This is a genomic window from Paraburkholderia sp. BR14312, from assembly GCF_040948675.1.
Classification (GTDB): domain Bacteria; phylum Pseudomonadota; class Gammaproteobacteria; order Burkholderiales; family Burkholderiaceae; genus Paraburkholderia; species Paraburkholderia nodosa_A.
Genome location: NZ_JBFPKI010000004.1, coordinates 425,491 through 444,828, shown reverse-complemented (window position 1 = coordinate 444,828; position 19,338 = coordinate 425,491). Strand labels below are relative to the sequence as shown.

At 64.9% G+C, this 19,338-nt stretch carries 18 protein-coding genes; 4 read left to right on the top strand and 14 right to left on the bottom strand.

Annotated features, from left to right (window positions below):
• The first annotated feature begins 65 nt into the window (after positions 1-65).
• Complete coding sequence (locus AB3X98_RS14105; protein WP_368605399.1) at positions 66-1,556, top strand: flavin-containing monooxygenase; 1,491 nt, start codon at positions 66-68, stop codon at positions 1,554-1,556.
• Here the strand turns inward: AB3X98_RS14105 and AB3X98_RS14100 are convergent.
• Together AB3X98_RS14100 and AB3X98_RS14095 are read right to left on the bottom strand one after the other, a co-directional pair.
• A complete protein-coding gene (locus AB3X98_RS14100) occupies positions 1,553-2,323 on the bottom strand; it encodes a class I SAM-dependent methyltransferase (protein WP_368605400.1) in 771 nt (256 codons plus the stop codon). The two genes, AB3X98_RS14105 and AB3X98_RS14100, sit on opposite strands and share 4 nt — an antisense overlap.
• A gap of 18 nt (positions 2,324-2,341) precedes the next feature.
• Positions 2,342-2,473, bottom strand: coding sequence for a hypothetical protein (locus tag AB3X98_RS14095; RefSeq protein WP_256094777.1), 132 nt, complete (start codon positions 2,471-2,473; stop codon positions 2,342-2,344).
• A 219-nt stretch (positions 2,474-2,692) separates the two neighbouring features.
• On the opposite strand from AB3X98_RS14095, the gene AB3X98_RS14090 reads away from it, so the two are divergent.
• Positions 2,693-4,111 (top strand): methyl-accepting chemotaxis protein, encoded by a 1,419-nt coding sequence (locus AB3X98_RS14090; protein ID WP_069265667.1) that lies wholly within the window; start codon positions 2,693-2,695, stop codon positions 4,109-4,111.
• Positions 4,112-4,195: 84 nt separating this feature from the next.
• Here the strand turns inward: AB3X98_RS14090 and AB3X98_RS14085 are convergent, their stop codons facing one another.
• The 4 genes from AB3X98_RS14085 to AB3X98_RS14070 all read right to left on the bottom strand — a co-directional run bounded on the left by AB3X98_RS14085 (position 4,196) and on the right by AB3X98_RS14070 (position 8,327).
• A complete protein-coding gene (locus AB3X98_RS14085; RefSeq protein WP_368605401.1) occupies positions 4,196-5,014 on the bottom strand; it encodes an ABC transporter permease subunit in 819 nt (272 codons plus the stop codon).
• A complete protein-coding gene (locus tag AB3X98_RS14080; protein ID WP_342945805.1) occupies positions 5,011-5,946 on the bottom strand; it encodes an ABC transporter permease subunit in 936 nt (311 codons plus the stop codon). Before AB3X98_RS14080 ends, AB3X98_RS14085 begins: the two co-directional genes overlap by 4 nt.
• On the bottom strand, positions 5,943-7,106 hold the full coding sequence (locus AB3X98_RS14075; protein ID WP_368605427.1) for an ABC transporter ATP-binding protein: 1,164 nt from the start codon (positions 7,104-7,106) through the stop codon (positions 5,943-5,945). Before AB3X98_RS14075 ends, AB3X98_RS14080 begins: the two co-directional genes overlap by 4 nt.
• Before the next feature lie 120 nt (positions 7,107-7,226).
• Entirely contained in the window at positions 7,227-8,327 is a 1,101-nt protein-coding gene (locus AB3X98_RS14070; RefSeq protein ID WP_133186742.1) for a polyamine ABC transporter substrate-binding protein, read from the bottom strand.
• Between the two features lie 466 nt (positions 8,328-8,793).
• Between AB3X98_RS14070 and AB3X98_RS14065 the strand changes: the two genes are divergently transcribed.
• A complete protein-coding gene (locus AB3X98_RS14065; RefSeq protein ID WP_069265662.1) occupies positions 8,794-8,997 on the top strand; it encodes a DUF1289 domain-containing protein in 204 nt (67 codons plus the stop codon).
• Between the two features lie 60 nt (positions 8,998-9,057).
• On the opposite strand, the gene AB3X98_RS14060 is transcribed toward AB3X98_RS14065, so the two are convergent.
• The 5 genes from AB3X98_RS14060 to AB3X98_RS14040 form a co-directional block, all read right to left on the bottom strand.
• Positions 9,058-9,657, bottom strand: coding sequence for an OmpW family protein (locus AB3X98_RS14060; RefSeq protein WP_069265661.1), 600 nt, complete (start codon positions 9,655-9,657; stop codon positions 9,058-9,060).
• Between the two features lie 126 nt (positions 9,658-9,783).
• Positions 9,784-10,974 (bottom strand): NAD(P)H-dependent flavin oxidoreductase, encoded by a 1,191-nt coding sequence (locus AB3X98_RS14055; RefSeq protein ID WP_368605402.1) that lies wholly within the window; start codon positions 10,972-10,974, stop codon positions 9,784-9,786.
• A gap of 165 nt (positions 10,975-11,139) precedes the next feature.
• The gene (locus tag AB3X98_RS14050; protein ID WP_368605403.1) at positions 11,140-12,573 is read right to left on the bottom strand and encodes an aldehyde dehydrogenase family protein; all 1,434 of its coding nucleotides are present in this window, start codon (positions 12,571-12,573) and stop codon (positions 11,140-11,142) included.
• Positions 12,574-12,814: 241 nt separating this feature from the next.
• A complete protein-coding gene (locus tag AB3X98_RS14045) occupies positions 12,815-14,407 on the bottom strand; it encodes an ABC-F family ATPase (RefSeq protein ID WP_069265658.1) in 1,593 nt (530 codons plus the stop codon).
• A gap of 199 nt (positions 14,408-14,606) precedes the next feature.
• Complete coding sequence (locus AB3X98_RS14040) at positions 14,607-15,518, bottom strand: NAD(P)-dependent oxidoreductase (protein WP_368605404.1); 912 nt, start codon at positions 15,516-15,518, stop codon at positions 14,607-14,609.
• Between the two features lie 189 nt (positions 15,519-15,707).
• On the opposite strand from AB3X98_RS14040, the gene AB3X98_RS14035 reads away from it, so the two are divergent.
• Positions 15,708-15,917: a dodecin gene (locus tag AB3X98_RS14035; protein ID WP_069265657.1), complete on the top strand. Its 210-nt coding sequence runs from the start codon at positions 15,708-15,710 to the stop codon at positions 15,915-15,917.
• Between the two features lie 152 nt (positions 15,918-16,069).
• Here the strand turns inward: AB3X98_RS14035 and AB3X98_RS14030 are convergent, their stop codons facing one another.
• From AB3X98_RS14030 to AB3X98_RS14020, 3 genes are all read right to left on the bottom strand, one after another.
• The gene (locus tag AB3X98_RS14030) at positions 16,070-17,155 is read right to left on the bottom strand and encodes a BMP family ABC transporter substrate-binding protein (protein WP_368605405.1); all 1,086 of its coding nucleotides are present in this window, start codon (positions 17,153-17,155) and stop codon (positions 16,070-16,072) included.
• Positions 17,156-17,246: 91 nt separating this feature from the next.
• Positions 17,247-18,176 (bottom strand): ABC transporter permease, encoded by a 930-nt coding sequence (locus AB3X98_RS14025; RefSeq protein WP_368605406.1) that lies wholly within the window; start codon positions 18,174-18,176, stop codon positions 17,247-17,249.
• 39 nt (positions 18,177-18,215) lie between these two features.
• Positions 18,216-19,322: an ABC transporter permease gene (locus tag AB3X98_RS14020; RefSeq protein WP_342945812.1), complete on the bottom strand. Its 1,107-nt coding sequence runs from the start codon at positions 19,320-19,322 to the stop codon at positions 18,216-18,218.
• Positions 19,323-19,338: the final 16 nt, after the last annotated feature.

The window sequence follows — 19,338 nt, the reverse complement described above, 5'->3', positions numbered from 1 at the left end:
CCTTCATGGAGCCCGTTTTGCATCGGCGCAAAATACGCAGCACACACATAACGGCGGACGCACACATGGCCAATCAAGCGCTCGGCAACGGGGGCGCGCTGCGCATCGCCATCATCGGCAGCGGTTTTTCCGGCATCGGCATGGCGATCCGGCTGCGTCGCATGGGGGTGGATTCGTTCACGATCTATGAGGCCGCCGAAGGCCTCGGCGGCACCTGGCGCGACAACGCCTATCCGGGGGCCGCTTGCGATATTCCTTCGCACCTCTACTCATTTTCGTTCGAGCTGAATCCGGCGTGGACGCGCACCTTCGCGCCGCAGCATGAAATTCTCGACTACCTACGCCATTGCGCGCACAAGTACGATGTCGAGCGCTTCATCGAATACCGTTCGCGCGTGCGCGCGGCGCGCTTCCTGGAGGCGCGCGGCGTCTGGCAGGTGGAGATCGAACGCGACGGCGCGAGCACGACGATCGAAGCCGATATGGTGATCGCCGCGAACGGTCCGCTCTCGCGCCCGGCGCTGCCGCATATCGCGGGCATCGAGCGCTTCGAAGGCACGCTCTTCCACTCGGCGCGCTGGGACCACGACTACGCGCTCGAAGGCAAGCGCATCGCCGTGATCGGCACCGGTGCGAGCGCGATCCAGTTCGTGCCGCATATCCAGCCGCGCGCGGCTCAGCTCACGGTGTTTCAGCGCACGCCACCGTGGATCATGCCGCGGCGCGACCGCGCCATCAGCGAACGCTGGCGCTGGATTTATCGGCACATGCCGTTCGCGCAACGTGTGGCGCGCGCAAAGATTTACTGGCAGCACGAATCGCGCGCGCTCGGCTTCGCGGTCGAGCCGCGCCTGCTCAAGACGCCGACGAAGTTCGCGCTGAGCTACCTCGCGCACAAGGTGAAAAATCCCGAGCTGCGCGCGCGCCTCACGCCCGACTATCGGCTGGGCTGCAAGCGCGTGCTGCTGTCGAGCGACTACTACGCTGCCCTCGCGCAGCCCAACGTCGAGCTGGTGACCGACGCGATCCGCGAGGTCGTCGCCGATGGCATCGTCACCGCCGACGGTACGCGTCGGCCCTACGACGCGATCGTGTGCGGCACGGGCTTCCAGGTCAACGATGTGGACGCGCCCTTCCAGGTGACGGGCGTGGGTGGCCAGGACCTCGGCGAGACGTGGCGGCGCGACGGCCCCGAGGCCTACCTCGGCGCGAGCGTCGCGGGCTTCCCGAATCTCTTTTTCGTGATCGGGCCGAACACGGCGCTCGGGCACAACTCGATGATCTACATGATCGAGTCGCATATCGCCTATATCGCGGCCTGCATCCGCGCGCTGCAGCGCTCGGGCGCTCGCACGATGGAGGTTCGCGCCGAGGCGCAGCAAAACTGGAACGCGCGCGTGCAGGCGCGCTTCGCGCGCACCGTGTGGCAGTCGGGCTGCCGCAGCTACTACCTCACGCAGGCGGGCAAGAACACCGCGCTGTGGCCTGGCTTCACGTTCATGTTCCGCCGCAAAACGCGCCGCGTGCGCACCGCCGACTACGCGTTCGAGCGCTAGATGCGCTGCGGCTGCCCCGCGTACACGCGCGTCTCGTAGGCGAAGTTGACGGTGCCGTCCTTTTGCGTGGCCTCGAACAGCTCGCGCAGCGCCGCGAGCATCGGCTCGTGGCGTTCGTCGCCCGCGCGCGGCGCGTATGACGACGACATCAGCCGTCCGCGCAGGCCATCGAAGTCGAGCAGTTGCGCGTTCGGGAACACGGTCTGATGCTCGAAGCCATCGCCGAACCAGTCGGCCATCGCGGCCGAGTCCGGATAGGTCTCGGCCACGCGCGCGTAGTCGGGGCAAAAACGCTGCAGGAGCGCCTCGTAGCCTGCCAAAAACGCCGAGCCCTCGAGCAGGCGGCTGTTCCAGAACAGCACGATCTTGCCGCGCGGCTTGAGGATGCGCGCGAATTCGCGCTGCGTGTCGGTCTTGTGGAACCAGTGAAACGCCTGTGCGGCGCTCGCGAGATCCACGCTCGCGTCTTCGAGCGTCGTCGCCTCCGCCGTGCCCGCCACGCTGCGATAGCCTTGGTAGCCGCCTAGCAGTTCGTCCGCCGCGGCGCGCATGGCCGCGTTCGGCTCGACTGCCGTGACAGGATGACCCGCGTCGAGAAAGAGCTTCGTGGAGAGGCCCGTACCCGCGCCGATGTCGGCCACGGGCGCGCCCGGCGCGATGCCGCACTCCACATGCACGAAAGTCGCCACTTCGCGCGGATAGGTCGGCCGGAATTTCACGTAATCTGCGACCCGGTCGGTGAAACGCCGGGTGGAATCGTCGATCATCGTCTGCCCTTTTGTCGTTCAACCGCCGCCGCCGAGGAGCTTCACCAGCTCCCAGAGGAAGCGCAACACCATCACGATCAGCTCCCAGAGCTGGATCAGCTGCTGCCAGAGCGCGAGCGGCGCGCTCCCGCCGAAAATCGCTTCTATCATCTTGCTCCCGTCGCGACGCCCCTTTGCCCCTCTTTTCCGGCTTTCGGAGCGCCCGAGTTCCCGATCATAGCGCCAGGCGCCACCCCTGCGCTCAAGTCGCCGTATTACGCGCCGTAAACAAGTTCAGAAAGCCCGGCGATCGAACCTGCCGACGACCGGGCCCGCAGCTTTGGGCAGTTGTCCGCAGCTTTCATGGCGCACCGGGAAAGGAGACACCCGATGGCACGTTTGCGTTTGTTGGGCCTGCGCGGTCGCCGCGCGGGGAAATCCGCCGGCGTCGTCGGCGACATTGCCGCACATGCCGGCAGGCTCGGTATCGAGATCTGCGACGTGGCGGGCCATGTCGACGAAGTCGCCGCGCGCGTGCAGCGTCAGACCGACGTCTGCCACGCCCTGCGCGAGTCGGCGGCCCACACCCTCGCCGGCAACCATCAGATCGCCACGGCGGCCCGCGCCATGCGCGAGCTGAGCACCGGCACCGCCGCCACCGTGCAGCAGTCGCAGCAGACCATCGAGGAGTCGCTTGCCGACATTCACGGTCTCGTGGAGAGCGTCACCGTCATCGAGACGCAAATCCGGGCGCTCAAAAGCGCGCTCGCGCATGTCTCGAAGGTCTCCGAGGAAATCTCCCTGATCGCGCGGCAAACCCAGCTTCTCGCGCTCAACGCGGCCATCGAAGCGGCGCGCGCGGGCGAGTCCGGCAAGAGCTTCGCCGTGGTCGCGGCCGAGGTGAAGAACCTCTCCGCCAAGACGGCGCAGGCCACCGGCCAGATCGAGCAGACGCTCGGACAACTCACGCAGCAGACCGAGCAACTCATCGCCGAGGGCACCGCCAACACCGAACGCGCGCATCGCGTGCGCGAGGGCACGCACACGATCGGCGAGGCCGTGCACAGCACCGGCCAGGCGATCATGCAACTCGACGAGCACGCCGGACAGATCGCCCAGCTCACGGGCGAGATCGAAACGAAATGCGACGGGCTCGAAAGCCAGGTGGGCGAAATGGTCGCGGGCGTCGAAGATTCGGGGCGCAACTTCGTGCAGGCGAAGGATCAGCTCGGCAAGCTGCTCGAGGTCTCGGAAACGCTCATCGAGCTGTCCGCCGCAACCGGCGTGGAAACCGACGACACCCGCTTCATCGAGACAGTGCAGCGCGCCGCCGCCCAGGTGAGCAAGCTGTTCGAAGGCGCGCTCGCGCGCGGCGAGATCGGCGAAGCGGATCTGTTCGACAGCGTCTACGCGCCGGTGCCGAACACGAACCCGCAGCAGCATATGACACGCTTTACGGCCTTCACGGACCGCGTGCTGCCCCCGGTCCTCGAACCGCTGCTCACGTTCGACGAACGCGTCGCCTTCTGTGTCGCGATCGATCCGCGCGGCTACATACCGACCCACAATCGCAAGTTCTCGCATCCGCAGGGCGCCGACCCGGTGTGGAACGCCGCGAACTGCCGCAATCATCGAATATTCAACGACCGCGCGGGCCGCGCGGCCGGCTCGCATACCAAGCCCTTCCTGCTGCAAACCTATCGTCGCGACATGGGCGGCGGCACGTTCGTGATGATGAAGGACGCCTCCGCGCCGATCTTCGTGAACGGGCGGCACTGGGGCGGGTTTCGTATGGGATATCGGCTGTAAGGACTGCGCCGAATAAAGCAAACGGCGCGCGGACATGACTGCCCGCGCGCCGTCTATTGCAGGCGCTTCGAAGCGCGGCGGCGCTCAGACCGCCATCGCCATCCGCTTGCGCTCCGCGCGCTGCATGAAGTAGTTGCCGGCAATCACGCCCACCGTCACGACCGCGATGAAGAGCGTCGCGAGCGCGTTCATCTCCGGGTTCAGGCCAAGGCGCACGCGCGAGAACACCACGAGCGGCAAGGTGGTCGAGCCCGGGCCCGAGAGGAACGCCGAGAGCACCAGATCGTCGATCGACAGCGTGAACGACAGCAGCCAGCCGGCGGCCAACGCTTGCGAGATGAGCGGCAGCGTGATCTGGAAGAACACCTTGAACGGCGTAGCGCCGAGGTCAAGTGCAGCCTCTTCGAGCGAGGGGTTCAACTCGCGCACACGCGACTGCACGATGATGGCGACGTACGAAATGCACAGCATGACGTGGCCGATCCAGATCGTGAACACACCGCGCCCCGCGGGCCAGCCGATCAGCTTGCCCATTTCCACGAACAGCAGCAGCAGCGAAATGCCCTGGATCACTTCGGGAATCACGAGCGGCGCATTGATCATGCCCGAGAAGAGCGCGAAGCCGCGAAAGCGCCCCATGCGCGCGAGCACGAAGCCCGCCCACGTGCCGATGAACACCGAGGCGAACGCTGTCATCAGCGCAATGCGCAGCGAGAGCCACGCGGCGGTGATCAACTCGTCGTCGGTGATGAGCGCCTGATACCAGCGCGTGGAAAAGCGCGTCCACACCGTCACGAGTTGCGACTCGTTGAACGAGTAGACGACGAGGCTCAGGATCGGAATGTAGAGGAACGCGAAGCCGAGGCCGAGCGCGATGAACTGCAGAACGCGATTCGGTTTCATTTGCCGCGGCCCTCCAGTTCCTTCGCCTGATAGTGCTGGAACAGCGCCATCGGCACGAGCAGCAGGAGCACCATCGCGCAGGTCACCGCGGAGGCCATCGGCCAGTCGGCGTTGTCGAAGAACTCGTTCCACATGACGCGGCCGATCATCAGCGTGTTCGCGCCGCCGAGCAGCTCAGGAATCACGTACTCGCCCACCGCCGGAATGAACACGAGCAGGCAGCCGGCGATGATGCCGTTCTTCGAGAGCGGCAGCGTGATCTCCACGAACGCGCGCCAGGGCTTCGCGCCGAGGTCGTAGGCGGCTTCGAGCAGCGTGAGGTCCATCTTCACGAGGTGCGCGTAGAGCGGCATCACGAGAAACGGCAGATACGAATACACCATGCCGATGTAGACGGCCGTGTTCGTGTGATAAAGCTCGATGGGCGAATGGATGATGCCGATCGACATCAGGAAATTGTTCAGCAGTCCGTTGTTCTTCAGGATGCCGATCCATGCGTACACGCGGATCAGGAACGACGTCCAGAACGGCAGCATCACGGCCATCATGAGGATGTTGCGCGAGGCCGGATTCGAGCGCGCAATGTAATACGCCATCGGATAACCGATGATGAGGCATAGCAGCGTCGAAATCGCGGCCACCACGACCGAATTCACGTAGGTCGCGAAGTACAGGCTGTCCTGGAACAGGAACGCGTAGTGCGAAAGGTCGAGCGAGATATGCCAGATGCCATCCGCGAACGACGTCAGCTCCGTGTACGGCGGAATGCCGAGTTGCTGGTCGGCGAAGCTGATCTTCACCACCAGGATGAACGGCACGAGGAAGAACAGCAGCAGCCAGATGAACGGGCCCGCCACGACGGCCGTACGCCCGGTCAGGTTGAAGCGTTTCGCCGGCCAGTTCAGGATGCTGCGCAAAGTCGTCGCGCTCATGACGTCAGCACCACACCGGCCGAAGCGCTCCAGCGCACGTAGACTTCGTCTTCCCAGGTGGGCGAATCGATCTCGGAGAGCGCGAGGCTCGACATGTTCGCGATCACCGTTTTGCCCGAGTCGAGCTTGACGTGATAGAGCGAGTAGCCGCCCATGTAGGCGATGTTCTTCACTACGCCCTTGCCCCAGTTGAACACGCCCTCGGGCGGTTTGCGCGTGAGCGAGATACGCTCCGGGCGCACCGAGATCGTCACAGGCATGCCGAGCGGCCCGGTGATGCCGTGGTTCACGTAGAGGCGCACCGGCAGTTCGGGGCACTCGACGAATACATGGTCGGGCTCGTCCTCGACCACGTTGCCATCGAAAAGATTGGTCGAGCCGATGAACTCCGCCGAGAAGCGGCTGTTCGGGAATTCGTAGACCTGGTCGGGCGTGCCGAGCTGGACGATCTCGCCTTCGCTCATCACCGCGAGGCGCCCCGCCATCGTCATCGCTTCTTCCTGGTCGTGCGTGACCATGATGCAGGTGACGCCGACCTTGTCCAGAATGTTGACGAGTTCGATTTGCGTGCGCTGGCGAATCTGCTTGTCTAGCGCCGACATCGGCTCGTCGAGCAGGAGCAGCTTGGGGCGCTTCACGAGCGAACGCGCGAGCGCCACGCGCTGCTGCTGGCCGCCCGAGAGCTGATGCGGCTTGCGCCTGGCGAATCGCGTCATCTGCACGAGTTCGAGCGCGTTGGCCACCCGGTCCTTGAGCTCGCCCTTCTTCACGCCTTCCTGGCGCAGCCCGAAGCCCACGTTCGACTCCACCGTCATGTGCGGAAAGAGCGCGTACGACTGGAACATCATGTTGACCGGACGGCGGTACGGCGGCATCGACGCGAGATCCTCGCCGTCGATCATGATCTTGCCCGAGGTCACGGTCTCGAGACCCGCGAGCATGCGCAGCAAGGTGGACTTGCCGCAGCCCGAGCTGCCGAGCAGCGCGAACAGCTCGCCCTTCTTCACCGACAGATTGACGCCCTTCACGGCGGTCGTCTCGCCGAACTTCTTGACGACATCGACGATCTGCACGAAGTTGTCCGCGGCCGAATCTGCCGCGGTGAAGCCCGAAGGCAGCGAGCCGGCGGATGCCGGCGCGCTCGACTGGTCACTCATGATTCTCTCTGCCCTGCCTGTTTCTGCGTGAATGCTGGACGGGGTTGACGAACAAAGCCCCCGGCATCGTGCCGAGGGCTCGGGGTAAAACGGGATCGAATTTCAACCGCGGCTGCGAGCGCGTCAGCGGCCCGACTTGAACTCGGTCCACAGACGCGTCTGCAGGCGCTGGATCTCAGGCGGCAGCGGCTTGAGCAGGAACAGCGTCTTCAGGACTTCGGGCGGCGGGTACACGGCCGGGTCGTTGGCGATGTCCTTGTCCACGTACTTGCGTGCTTCCGCGTTCGCGCTCGGGTAGTAGACCGCATTCGTGATCGCTGCGTGGACCTGCGGCGTCTCGATGTAGTTGATCCACTCGTGCGCGGCTTCCTTGTGCTGCGCATCCTTCGGGATGGTCATCACGTCAAACCAGATCGGCGCGCCGCCCTTCGGGATGTAGTACTCGATCTTGTAGGGCTTCTTCGCGTCGATGGCGCGGTGCTTGGCAATCACGACGTCGCCCGACCAGCCGTACGCGAAGCAGATGTCGCCGCCCACGAGGTCGTTGATATAGCCCGACGAGTTGAACTGCGTGATGTACGGACGGATCTTTTTCATCATCGCGAGCGCGGCGCGATAATCGTCCGGGTTCGTCGAGAGCGGGTCCTTGCCGATGTAGTGCAGCGCGGCCGCGAACATCTGGTCCGGCGCGTCGAGTACGGACACGCCGCAGGCCTTCAGCTTCGAGATGTTCTCGGGCTTGAAGAGGATGTCCCAGTTGTCGAGCGGTACATTCTTGCCGAGGATCTGCTGCGCCTTCGTGACGTTATAGGCGAGACCCGTCGTGCCGTACGCCCAGGGCACCGCATACTTGTTGCCCGGATCCGCGCCGGCGACGAGCGCCATCAGCTGCGGGTCGAGGTACTTGAGGTTGGGGATCTTCGACTTGTCGAGCGGCGCGAAAATGCCGGCGGCGATCTGCTTGCCTGCGTAATTGCTGGTCGGCACGACGATGTCATAGCCCGAGTTGCCAGCGAGCAGCTTGGCCTGGAGCGTGTCATCGCTGTCGTAGTTGTCGTACTTGACCTGAACGCCAGTCTGCTTGGTGAAGTTCGGAATCGTGTCCTTGGCGATGTAATCGGACCAGTTGTACACGTTCAGCTGCGTGTCCTTCGCCACCGACGTCATCCACGGCGCCGCGCACAGTGCGAGCGCGGCCAGTTGCGCCACAACCCCTTTCTTCATCCCGTTCTCCGATCCTGACCGGCTCCGGCCGGCCGCCTGCCTCGCTTCGTGCCGTGCTTCGTTTCACCTGTGCACGGCTCCCCTGACTTTCCCAGAACCTACCATCAAACCCGCCCGGCAAGAAATAAAACGCGGGCGTGTCGCACAAACGGAACATGAGCCCTGGAAGGCCGGCAAGCCGTGCGCGGACGGTAAATCGCGCGCAATTTTAGCCGTTTCACGGGCCGTGTCCACAAAAAACCGCTTCGGTGGCGCATGCGCGCGACGCCCGGCTGCCAGCGGGACGCGGCGGCGCCCTTCACCTTGCTATCGCCTTGCAGCGGCCTGGCCGATTCATCACGCATCGCACATCGCCGCCGCTCGCCTGGAGGTGCGGGCGGCCGCCCCGCGCCGTATCGGTTAACATAGCGGCGTTCCGTACCGAAGCCGGCGCGCGCGATGCCCGGCCACGCCCCAAGGTTCTTCAATGGCATCCAATCTCCACGACCTCCCCGACAGCCCGTGCATCGGTGTGTGTTCGACCCTCTTCGACGACGTCTGCAAAGGCTGCGGGCGCACCGCCGTGGAAGTTTCCAATTGGGTTTTTCTGAGCGACGAGGAAAAGCGCGCCGTGTGGGAGCGCATCGAGCGCGACGGCACCGCCATGCGTTTCCAGAAAGACCGCGCCTGAACGCGGATAAAAAAACGCCGGGCAAGCCGGCGTTGGAAAAAGCGGTGATGAGGCGACCGATCAGAACTTCATGCCGACGCCCAGACCCACCACGAGCGGATCGATATGCAGCGTGCCGAGAGAGGTGCCGCCCAGCGACGCGTCGGTGTGCATCCAGATCTTCTTGATATCCGCGTTCACGAAGATGCGCTTCGTCACCTGGAAGTCGATACCGAACTGCAGCGCCGGGCCCCAGCTGTGGTTGTCGATCGAAACCGATTGGCCGCCCGCGTGCAGACCGTTGTTGTAGAACAGCGTGTAGTTGATACCCGCGCCCACGTACGGCCGCACCCTGCCCGCGTTGTTGAAGTGATACTGCAGGAGCAGCGTTGGCGGCAGCACGCCCACGCCGCCGAGTGCACCGATATTCGACGTCACCTGGTTGCGCGACGTGCCGAGAATCAGCTCGACGCCGATGTTGTTGGTCGCCATGTAGGTGAAGTCGACCTCGGGCACGATGGCGTTGTTCACGTCCGCGCCAAGCGCGCCGAGCGTACCGCTGCCGCGCGCGTCCGGCGCGATTTCGATCGCGCGCAGGCGCACCAGCCAGTCGCCCGCGTAAATGCCCGAGTCGGGCGAACCGGCCGCGCTGGCCGGCACTGCCAGAAAGACCGCGCCCATGGTGAGCGCGGCAGTTGCTGCTGCCTTTCTAATTGCTTTATACATCGTTGATCCCCGTGTCTGTAGGTCTAGCCTTGAAGGCCCACAAATTGTCAGAGACGGGGTCTGGCGCCGTTTTGATACGTGTCAAGCCAGTGCGAAGGCTGCGCGCCGTGCGACCGCAGGTCGCGCAGCGCCGGTCAGCAGCAACTCCAGCAGGTCGCGGACGCTGCGGATTGCATTGCCGAACGGCAACGCTTCACGCCCGCGGAAGAACAAGCCGTTCGCGACGTCGCCACGCAACGCCGCGGCAAGGCGCGTGTCGATGCAGAAGTGGCCGAACTTCTCGATGCCGTCGCGCAGCCCGCAGGCCGAAAGACATTCGAGACCGGTTGGGCAAGCAAGCTTGAGCGAACCGATCTTGGCGCGAATGCGCGACTCGTTGCGCAAGTAACGTTCGAGCCACGGCGTTTTCACTGCGCGTGCGGGCAGCCCCGTCACACTCACGAACTCGACGATGTCTTCAGGCTTCGCTTCGGCGAGCACGCGCTTGAAGTCGGGGTGCGCGTCGCCCTCCTCGGTCACGGCGAACGGCGTGCCGACCTGCACGCCGTTCGCGCCCGCCTCGAGCCATTTGCGCACGGCCTCGTGGCTGTTGACGCCGCCCGCCACGACGAGCGGCACGTCACGCCGCGAAATGCCGAGCGTGGCATAGACGCCTTCGAGTTCCTCGAATATCTTCGTGAAGGCGAAGCGCTCGTTGCCCATGTCGGCGATGTCGGTCACGCCGAGGTGGCCGCCCGCGTAGGCCGGATGCTCGATCACGATGGCGTCGGGCAGGCGACCCTTCTTCATCCACTTCTTGAGCACGAGCGCGACGCCGCGTGCGTCCGACAGGATCGGCACGAGCGCGATTTCCACGCCCGCCGTGAGGTCGGGCAGATCCAGCGGCAGGCCCGCGCCCATGACGATGGCGTCGGCGCCGTGCTCGCACGCGGCGCGCACGTAGTCGGCATGGGCGTTCACCGCCTTCATGACGTTCACGGCGATCATGCCGTTGCCGCCCGCAAGCTTGCGTGCCGCCGCGATTTCGCGGCCGAGCGCGACGAGGTTCGCGCGTGCGAGCGTTTCGTGCCGCGGGTCCGCGCGGCACATGTCCATGAGGTCGCTGTGATGATGGCGCAGGTCGATGCTCGCAATCGTGCCGAGCGCGCCTTCACGCGCCACACTGCCGGCCAGCCGGTGTGCCGAAATGCCGACACCCATGCCGCCCTGCACGACGGGCAGGAGTTGACGACCGCGAATCTGGAGGGGAGCGAAGGAGTGGCCAGGAAACATGTTGTGCTCTGTCGATGACAAAGCGCTTATGGTCGCGCGTACCCCACATATGACATTGACGTACATCAAACAAAAACGCGGACTTCAGCAAAGAAGTCCGGGTTCATGACTTGCATCAACACGTCGTATTAAAAGATTTGCGATAGCGCGCGACGAGATGCCTCATCAGCCCTTCGGCACCTTGAACTGCATCGACTTGTATTCGAGGTATTCCTCGAGGCCATACGCGCCGTTTTCGCGGCCGTGTCCCGACTGTTTGAAGCCGCCGAAGGGTGCGGCCATGTTCCAGGCGCCGCCGTTGATGTCGATCTGGCCCGTACGGATACGGCGTGCCACGCGCATCGCGCGCTCGTCGCTGCCGGCCCAGACCGCGCCGCCGAGGCCATAGAGCGAGTCGTTGGCGATCGCGACGGCGTCGTCTTCGTCCTTCGCCGTGAGAATCGTCAGCACCGGGCCGAAGATCTCTTCCTGCGCGATGGCCGCGTCGCGCGGCACGCGGCCGAACACGGTCGGTTTCACGAAGAAGCCCTGCGTCACGCCTTCCGGCATGCCGGGGCCGCCCGTCACGAGTTCGGCGCCGTCGGCCATGCCGCGCTCGATGTAGTGCAGCACGCGTTCCTGCTGCACCTTCGAGGCGAGCGGGCCGAGCTTCGCTTTGTCGTCGCGCGGGTCGCCCACCTTGAACGCCTCGGCGGCCTGCTTCGCGAGGTCTCGCGCTTCTTCGTAGCGCGACTCCGGCACGATCATGCGCGTGTGGGCCGAACAGGTCTGCCCCGAGTTGAGGAAGCACGCGCCCACCGTGCCTTTCACGGCAGCCGCGAAGTCGGCGTCATCGAGCACGACGGAGGCCGATTTTCCGCCCAGCTCCAGCGCGACGCGCTTGACCGTGGCCGACGCGACTTCCGACACACGTTTGCCCGCACGCGTCGAACCGGTGAACGACACCATGTCGACGTCCGGATGGCGCGCGAGCAGCTCGCCCACCACGGGACCGTAGCCCGTCACGAGATTGAACACACCCGCGGGCAGGCCGGCGTCGTGGATGGCCTCGGCGAGCACGAATGCGTTCAGCGGCGCGATCTCGGAGGGCTTGAGCACGACGGTGCAGCCGGCGGCGAGCGCGGCGGCGACCTTGAGCGTGATCTGGTTGAGCGGATAGTTCCACGGCGTGATAGCCGCGACGACGCCCACCGGTTCGCGCACGACGAGCGAGTTGCCCACGCGCTCCTCGTACTGGAACTCGCTTGCGAGCTGCGCGTAAGCGCCCCAGTTGTACACCGGGCCGCCCACCTGAATGGCACGCGCGAGCTTGAGCGGCATACCCACTTCGCCTGCGATCAGCTGCGCGAGTTCGTCGGTGCGGGCCTTGAGATTGTCGGCGATTTTCTGCAGATACGCCCCGCGCTCGGCGGCGGGCGTAGCGGCCCAGCCGTCGAAGGCGGCGCGCGCGGCGGCGACGGCCGCTTCGGCATCCGCTTCGATCCCCTCGGGGATGCGGCCCATCACCGCCTCGGTGCCCGAATCGATCACGTCGATCGTGCCCTTGCCGTGCGGGGCGACCCATTGGCCGTTGATGTAGAACTGCGTGTAGTCGTTCATCTACTTGTCTCCTGTCTGTCGATGGCGGCTTGCGCTTTAGCGCTTACTGCCATCCCATGCAAAGCTCTGTGTTCGTTCGCGATTTCATCGCGGCGCTCGCCGCGGCGACAGTGCATTCTAGCGTGGTTGACGCATACGTAAAGCGCGCGCGCCGTAGGCTAAGGCACGCAGGCCAAAAACAAAACGGGCGACGCTCACGCGCCGCCCGTTTTCATTTCACGCCTCGATCAGCGATCGAAACTCATTGCAGCCCCTGGCTCACCAGGAAGTCTTCGTAGTTGCCGCTGTAGTCCTTGACCGTGCCATCGGTTTTCACCTCGATGATGCGATTGGCCAGGCCGTTCACGAACTCGCGGTCGTGCGACACGAAAATAAGCGTGCCTTCGAACTTTTCGAGCGCGATCTGCAGCGACTCGATCGATTCCATGTCCATGTGGTTGGTCGGCTCGTCCATGAGCAGCACGTTGTGGCGGCCGAGCATCAGCTTGCCCCAGATCATGCGGCCCTTCTCGCCACCCGACAGCACCTTCACCGACTTCCTGATGTCGTCCGCATTGAAGAGCAGACGGCCCAGCGTGCCGCGCACCGACTGCTCGTCGTCGCCTTCCTGGCGGTACTGGTCGATCCAGTCCATCAGCGTCACGTCGGCCGGAAACTCTTCGTACGTGTCCTGCGGCATGTAGCCCACGTTCGCATTCTCCGCCCACTTTACCGAGCCGTTGTCGACGGCCAGATTGCCGAGCAGCGAACGCAGCAGCGTGGTCTTGCCCGCGCCGTTCTCGCCGATGATCGCGATGCGCTCGCCCGGCTGCACGCTGATGCTGAGCTTGTTGAAGATGCGGCGCTCGTACGTCTTCGTGATCTCTTCCGCGACCACGACGATGTTGTGCAGCTTCTTCTCGAATTCGAAGCGGATGAACGGGTTCTGGCGCGACGAGGGCTTGAAGTCCTCGATCTTGATCTTGTCGATCATCTTCAGGCGGCTGGTGGCCTGGCGTGCCTTCGACTTGTTCGCCGAGAAGCGGCGCACGAAGTCCTGCAGGTCGGCCACGCGCTCCTTCGCCTTCTGGTTCGCGGCCTGCTGACGCTCGCGCGCCTGCGTCGACGCCAGCATGTAGTCGTCGTAATTGCCCGGCCAGACCTTCAGCGTGCCGTAGTCCATGTCCGCCATGTGCGTGCAGACCTGGTTCAGGAAGTGTCGATCGTGGGAGATGATGATCATGGTCGAGTTGTACTCGTTCAGAACATCTTCCAGCCAGCGGATCGAATTGATGTCGAGGTTGTTGGTCGGTTCGTCGAGCAGCAGCACGTCCGGCTTCGAGAACAGCGCCTGCGCGAGCAGCACGCGCAGCTTCCAGCCCGGCGCCACGCCGCTCATCGGGCCGTTGTGGAATTCCGTGCCGATGCCGATGCCGAGCAGCAGTTCGCCCGCGCGCGCTTCGGCCGTGTAACCGTCGTACTCGGCGAACTTCGCTTCGAGTTCGGCGGCATGCATGTAGTCGTCGTCGGTGGCTTCGGGGTTCGCGTAGATCGCGTCGCGCTCGCTCATCGCGGCCCACATTTCGGTGTGGCCCATCATGACGACGTCGAGCACGCGCACGTCTTCGTACGCGAACTGGTCCTGACGCAGCTTGCCCAGACGCACGTTCGGCTCGAGGATGACGTTGCCCGAACTCTGCTCGAGATCCCCACCGAGGATCTTCATGAACGTGGATTTGCCGCAACCGTTCGCGCCGATCAGGCCATAGCGGTTGCCTTCGCCGAATTTGACCGAGATGTTCTCGAACAAGGGCTTCGGCCCGAATTGCATGGTGATGTTGGCGGTAGAGAGCACAGCGCGTCCCGGAAAGTAGATCGACGAAAAACCTGTAATTTTAGCAGGTTATGCCACTTCGCGCGCGAGTTCCAGCCGCGCGGACAGCCTTGCTCCGCGCAGCATGACACGGCAGGAAGTGAACAATGTGAAGGCCGCCATGCACGCCGGTTACAACGGGGCCGCATCGCTCGCGAGGCCCTGCGGGTGCCTGATCAGGTCACGCTTCGCCGCTGCGCGGTGTCTGCAGCACGTCGATGAAGCCCGAAAAATCGGCCTGCTCGAGGCCCATGGCTGCCGCGAGACGCAGCAATTGCTGGACCGTGCCCGAGACGGGCATAGGCGTGCCGGTCTGAGCGGCCGCGGCGGCGATCGTGTCCACGTCTTTCTGGAACGTTTTGAGCGCGCCGATGGATTCGAACCCGTCTTGCGTCATACGCGGCACGAACGTGCGCAGCAACGTCGAATCGGCCCAGCCGCCTGCAAGCGCCTCGGGCAGCTTCGCCGCCTCGATACCGCTGCGCCGCGCGAGGCTCACCGCTTCGGCAATTGCGGCGACCGTAGCCGTGACGATGGCCTGGTTGCACAGCTTGGTGGTCTGACCCGCGCCCACGCCACCCATATGGGTCACGCGCGCCGCGTAGGCGCCGAGGATCGGCGTAACGGCTTCGACGTCGACCGCTGCGCCGCCCGCCATGATCGCCAGCGTGCCGTTTTGCGCGCCCGCCACGCCGCCCGACACCGGCGCGTCGATCCAACCCACGCCGAACGCCGCCGCGCGCTCCGCGAGCCTGCGCGTCGCGTCGGGAGGAATGCTCGAATGATCGACGATGCGACGCACGCGCACGCGCACGCGCCCGCTCGCGCCGGGCGTACCGGCCAAAAGCCCGTGTTCGCCGAACACCACCTGCTCGACCGCCGCTGCGTCGGCGACGCACAGCAACACCACGTCAGCCTCGCGCGCGAGCTCGCCAGGCGTCGCGGCCACCTGCGCGCCGTCGGCGATCAGCGCCTGCGCCTTCGCCGGCGAGCGGTTCCACACGCGCACTGCATGCCCGGCGCGCAGCAAGTGACGGATCATCGGCGCGCCCATCAGCCCCGGTCCGCAAAAACCCAACACCTGCCCGTCCATTTTCTCCGTCTCCTGTCGATCGCCGTTGCGCATTCACGCCTGCAAAACGGGCACGTCGAATGCTCGTTTTCGCGCGAGGCGTCATGATAACTGGCGCCGGGCTTCTCTCATCTTTGCCCTTGCGCCCCGGTCCGTTACCTATACACGATTGACGCGCCGACGCCGCGCGACCCACGAGGAGACTCTGCCATGAACGACCACGTCTACAAGCAGATCGAACTTACCGGCTCGTCGAAGGTGTCCAGCGACGACGCCATTCGTTGCGCCATCGCGCGGGCATCGAAGACGTTGCGCTACCTGCACTGGTTCGAGGTCGTGGAAACGCGCGGCCTGATCGAAAACGATCAGGTCTCGCACTGGCAGGTCACGATCAAGGTCGGCATACGCATCGACGACTGACGCGGCGCTGCGTTGCGCTGCTAGAACGTCAAACGGCTGCGCGCGCCTCTCAGCGCTACACGCAGCCGCTTCGCGTACGCACGTCGAAATCGTACGAAGAATGCAACTCGCACCCGCGCCGTGCAGGACGGGCGAGCGCGCCCGGCATACGCCTATTTCGGCAGCGAGCCGTCCACGCCTTCGACGTACCAGTTCAGGCGTTGCAGTTCCGGGTCGGTCAGCGTCTTGCCGGCCGGAATCTTGACTGCGCCCGTCTGATCCTTGATCGGGCCCGTGAAGACGTCCCACTTGCCGCTCGCGATCTGTTCGCGCTTCGCGGCGACCGCCTTTTGCGCGTCTGCCGGGAGCTCGGACGTGTTGACGTCGCCGAGATCGACGGCCTTTTGCGGAATGCCCCACCACACGGGGTCGTTCTTCCACTTGCCATCGAGCACCTGCTGGATCGCCGCGACGTAGTACACGCCCCAGTTCGCCTCGACCGAGCCCAGGTGCGCGTGCGGGCCGAACTTCTTCATGTTCGAATCCCAGCCGAACGCGTGGACCTTCTTCTCTTCGGCGGTGGCGAGCGTCGCGCTCGAATCGGTGTTTTGCAGCAGCACGTCGGCGCCCTGGCCGATCAACGTTTCGGCGGCCTGCTTCTCCTTGCCCGGATCGAACCAGCTGTTGATCCAGATGACCTTGGTATGCACCTTCGGATTCACCGAGCGCGCGCCGAGCGTGTACGCGTTGATGTTGCGCACGACTTCGGGAATCGGCACCGAGGCGACGAAACCGAGCGTGTTGGTCTTCGTCGCGTAACCCGCGGCGACGCCCGCGAGATACGCGCCCTGATACATGCGCACGTCATAGGTGCCGAAGTTCGGCGCCTTCTTGTAGCCCGTCGCGTGCAGGAACACGGTGTCCGGGAAATCCTTCGCCACCTTGAGCTGGAAGTCCTGATAACCGAAGCTCGTGCCGAAGATGATCTTGTTGCCCTTGTTCGCGAGATCGCGGAACACGCGCTCCGAGTCCGCCGACTCCGGCACGTTTTCCACGCGCGTGATCTTGATCTTGTTGCCGAACTTCTGCTCGGCGACCTTCGAGCCCTGATCGTGCGCGAAGGTCCAGCCGGCATCGCCCGGATTGCCGAGATAGACGAACGCGACGCCCGGCGCGTCGGCGGCGTGGGCCATGGGCGCGAGGGCCGCCGTGCCGCACGTGGCGGCGACGGCGAAAGCGGTCAGGATGGTTTTTTTCATCGTGGATCTCCTGTCGTGAATGGGGAACTGCGAGCGTTCAAGGCGTTTTGGTTAGTATTCCCGATAGATTGCCCGTCTTAAGCAACCGCACCTATGCGGCCCCAAAGAACGGCTTGCCGAGCGAAGCCGGCGCGTTCAGGCGGATCGTGTTCGGGTTGCGCGAAATGAGCACGAGCACGACGATCGTCGCGACGTACGGCAGCATGGCGAGGAACTGCGTGGGCACCGGCACGCCCACGGCCTGCGCATAGAACTGCGCGCCCGTGACCGCGCCGAAGAGCAGCGCGCCGATCAGGAGGCGGCCCGGGCGCCACGTCGCGAACACGACGAGCGCGAGCGCGATCCAGCCGCGCCCTGCGGTGATCTGCTCCTGCCACAGATGCAGCTGCACCACGGAGTAGTAGCTGCCCGCGAGGCCCGCCATCGCGCCGCCGAAGGCGGTCGCGCCATAGCGCACGCCGATCACGGGAAAGCCCACCGAATGCGCGACCTGCGGCGACTCCCCGACCGAGCGCAGCACGAGCCCGGCGCGCGTGCGATAGAGAAACCAGCCGACTACGGCGAACATGATGAACGCAAGGTAGTCGACAGGCGTGAGGCTGAAGAGCGCCTGCCCGACCACGGGCAGTTGCGAGAGCCCCGGAATCGGCCAGGCCGCGATGGTCGCCGAGGTCGCGGCCGAGGTGTACGGCTTGCCGACATACGCCGAGAGCCCGACGCCGAAGATCGTGAGCGAGAGGCCCGTGGCGACCTGGTTGGCGAGCATGGTGAGCACGAGAAAGCCGAACAGCAACGACATCGCAATGCCGGCGGCCATACCCGCAACGAGGCCGAGCCATGGGCTGCCGGTAATGGTCGCGACCGCGTAGCCTGTGACGGCGCCCATCAGCATCATGCCTTCCACGCCGAGGTTGAGCACGCCCGACTTCTCGGTGACGAGCTCGCCCACGCCCGCGAACATGAGCGGGATGGCGGCGGTGACGGCGCTCGAGGCGAGCGAGCTGGCTTGCTGGATATCCATGTCGTGTGGCCCTTTTGATTGTTCTCTGGCTTGCGCTGGTCAGTTCGCAACCGCGACCGGATGACGGCGGCGCACGCGATAGTTCACGAAGAGGTCCGCGCCGAGCAGGCAGAACAGCAGCAGCCCCTGGAACACGCCGGAAAGCGCCTGCGGCAATTGCAGCGATGTCTGCACGGCTTCGCCGCCCAGGTAGAGCAGCGCCATCAAGAGGCTCGCGAGCACGATGCCGACCGGATGCAGACGCCCCACGAACACGACGATGATCGCCGTGAAGCCGTAGCCCGGCGACCAGGTCGCCTGCAGCTGACCGATGGGACCGGCAATCTCGCCCATGCCCGCGAGGCCGGCGAGGCCGCCGGAAAGCAGCAGCGAGGTCCAGATCGTCTTCTTCTCGGAAAAGCCCGCATAGCGCGCAGCGAGCGGCGCGAGGCCGCCCACGCTCATGCGATAGCCCGCAAAGCTGCGGCGCATGAAGAGCCACACGAGCGGAATGGCCGCGAGCGTCAGGAAGATCGATGCGTTCAGGCGCGTGCCGCGCAGCCAGTGGATGCGCCAGTCGCCGCCGAAGGTCGGATAGAGCGCGTCGCCGCTGAACATTTCGGAGAGCGGAAAGTTCATGCCCTGCGGGTCGCGCCACGGACCGCTCACGAGCCAGATCAGTAGCTGCGTGGCGACGTAGGTGAGCATCAGGCTCGTGAGGATCTCGTTGGTGTTGAAGCGGCTCTTGAGCCACGCGGGAATTGCCGCCCACGCCATGCCGCCCAGCACGCCCGCGAACATCATCAGGAACAGGATCCACCAGCCCGTCGATTGGTCGAAATAGATCGCCACGCCGCTCGCCGCGATGCCGCCCAGCACCATCTGCCCTTCCGCGCCGATGTTCCACACGTTGGCGCGATACCCCGCCGCGAGACCGAGCGCGATCAGGCATAGCGGCGAGGCCTTGAGCAGGAGCTCGGACCAGCCGTTGATGCTCGACAGCGGTTCGATGAAGAACGCGTGCATCGCCTGCAAGGGATCACGGCCCACGAGGCCGAAGATCAGGAAGCCGATGGCGAGCGTGAGCAGCGCCGCGATGAGCGGCACGGCGATGCGCACCGTGCGCGACGGCGTCGTGCGGGCTTCGAGTCGGTACGGGAAGATCATGGTCGTGAAGTCGGTG

Coding starts and splice junctions, on each gene's coding strand:
- AB3X98_RS14105 (WP_368605399.1), top strand. CDS start 66: ATGGCCAATCAAGCGCTCGGCAACGGGGGCGCGCTGCGCATCGCCATC.
- AB3X98_RS14100 (WP_368605400.1), bottom strand. CDS start 2,323: ATGATCGACGATTCCACCCGGCGTTTCACCGACCGGGTCGCAGATTAC.
- AB3X98_RS14095 (WP_256094777.1), bottom strand. CDS start 2,473: ATGATAGAAGCGATTTTCGGCGGGAGCGCGCCGCTCGCGCTCTGGCAG.
- AB3X98_RS14090 (WP_069265667.1), top strand. CDS start 2,693: ATGGCACGTTTGCGTTTGTTGGGCCTGCGCGGTCGCCGCGCGGGGAAA.
- AB3X98_RS14085 (WP_368605401.1), bottom strand. CDS start 5,014: ATGAAACCGAATCGCGTTCTGCAGTTCATCGCGCTCGGCCTCGGCTTC.
- AB3X98_RS14080 (WP_342945805.1), bottom strand. CDS start 5,946: ATGAGCGCGACGACTTTGCGCAGCATCCTGAACTGGCCGGCGAAACGC.
- AB3X98_RS14070 (WP_133186742.1), bottom strand. CDS start 8,327: ATGAAGAAAGGGGTTGTGGCGCAACTGGCCGCGCTCGCACTGTGCGCG.
- AB3X98_RS14065 (WP_069265662.1), top strand. CDS start 8,794: ATGGCATCCAATCTCCACGACCTCCCCGACAGCCCGTGCATCGGTGTG.
- AB3X98_RS14060 (WP_069265661.1), bottom strand. CDS start 9,657: ATGGGCGCGGTCTTTCTGGCAGTGCCGGCCAGCGCGGCCGGTTCGCCC.
- AB3X98_RS14055 (WP_368605402.1), bottom strand. CDS start 10,974: ATGTTTCCTGGCCACTCCTTCGCTCCCCTCCAGATTCGCGGTCGTCAA.
- AB3X98_RS14050 (WP_368605403.1), bottom strand. CDS start 12,573: ATGAACGACTACACGCAGTTCTACATCAACGGCCAATGGGTCGCCCCG.
- AB3X98_RS14040 (WP_368605404.1), bottom strand. CDS start 15,518: ATGGACGGGCAGGTGTTGGGTTTTTGCGGACCGGGGCTGATGGGCGCG.
- AB3X98_RS14035 (WP_069265657.1), top strand. CDS start 15,708: ATGAACGACCACGTCTACAAGCAGATCGAACTTACCGGCTCGTCGAAG.
- AB3X98_RS14030 (WP_368605405.1), bottom strand. CDS start 17,155: ATGAAAAAAACCATCCTGACCGCTTTCGCCGTCGCCGCCACGTGCGGC.
- AB3X98_RS14025 (WP_368605406.1), bottom strand. CDS start 18,176: ATGGATATCCAGCAAGCCAGCTCGCTCGCCTCGAGCGCCGTCACCGCC.
- AB3X98_RS14020 (WP_342945812.1), bottom strand. CDS start 19,322: ATGATCTTCCCGTACCGACTCGAAGCCCGCACGACGCCGTCGCGCACG.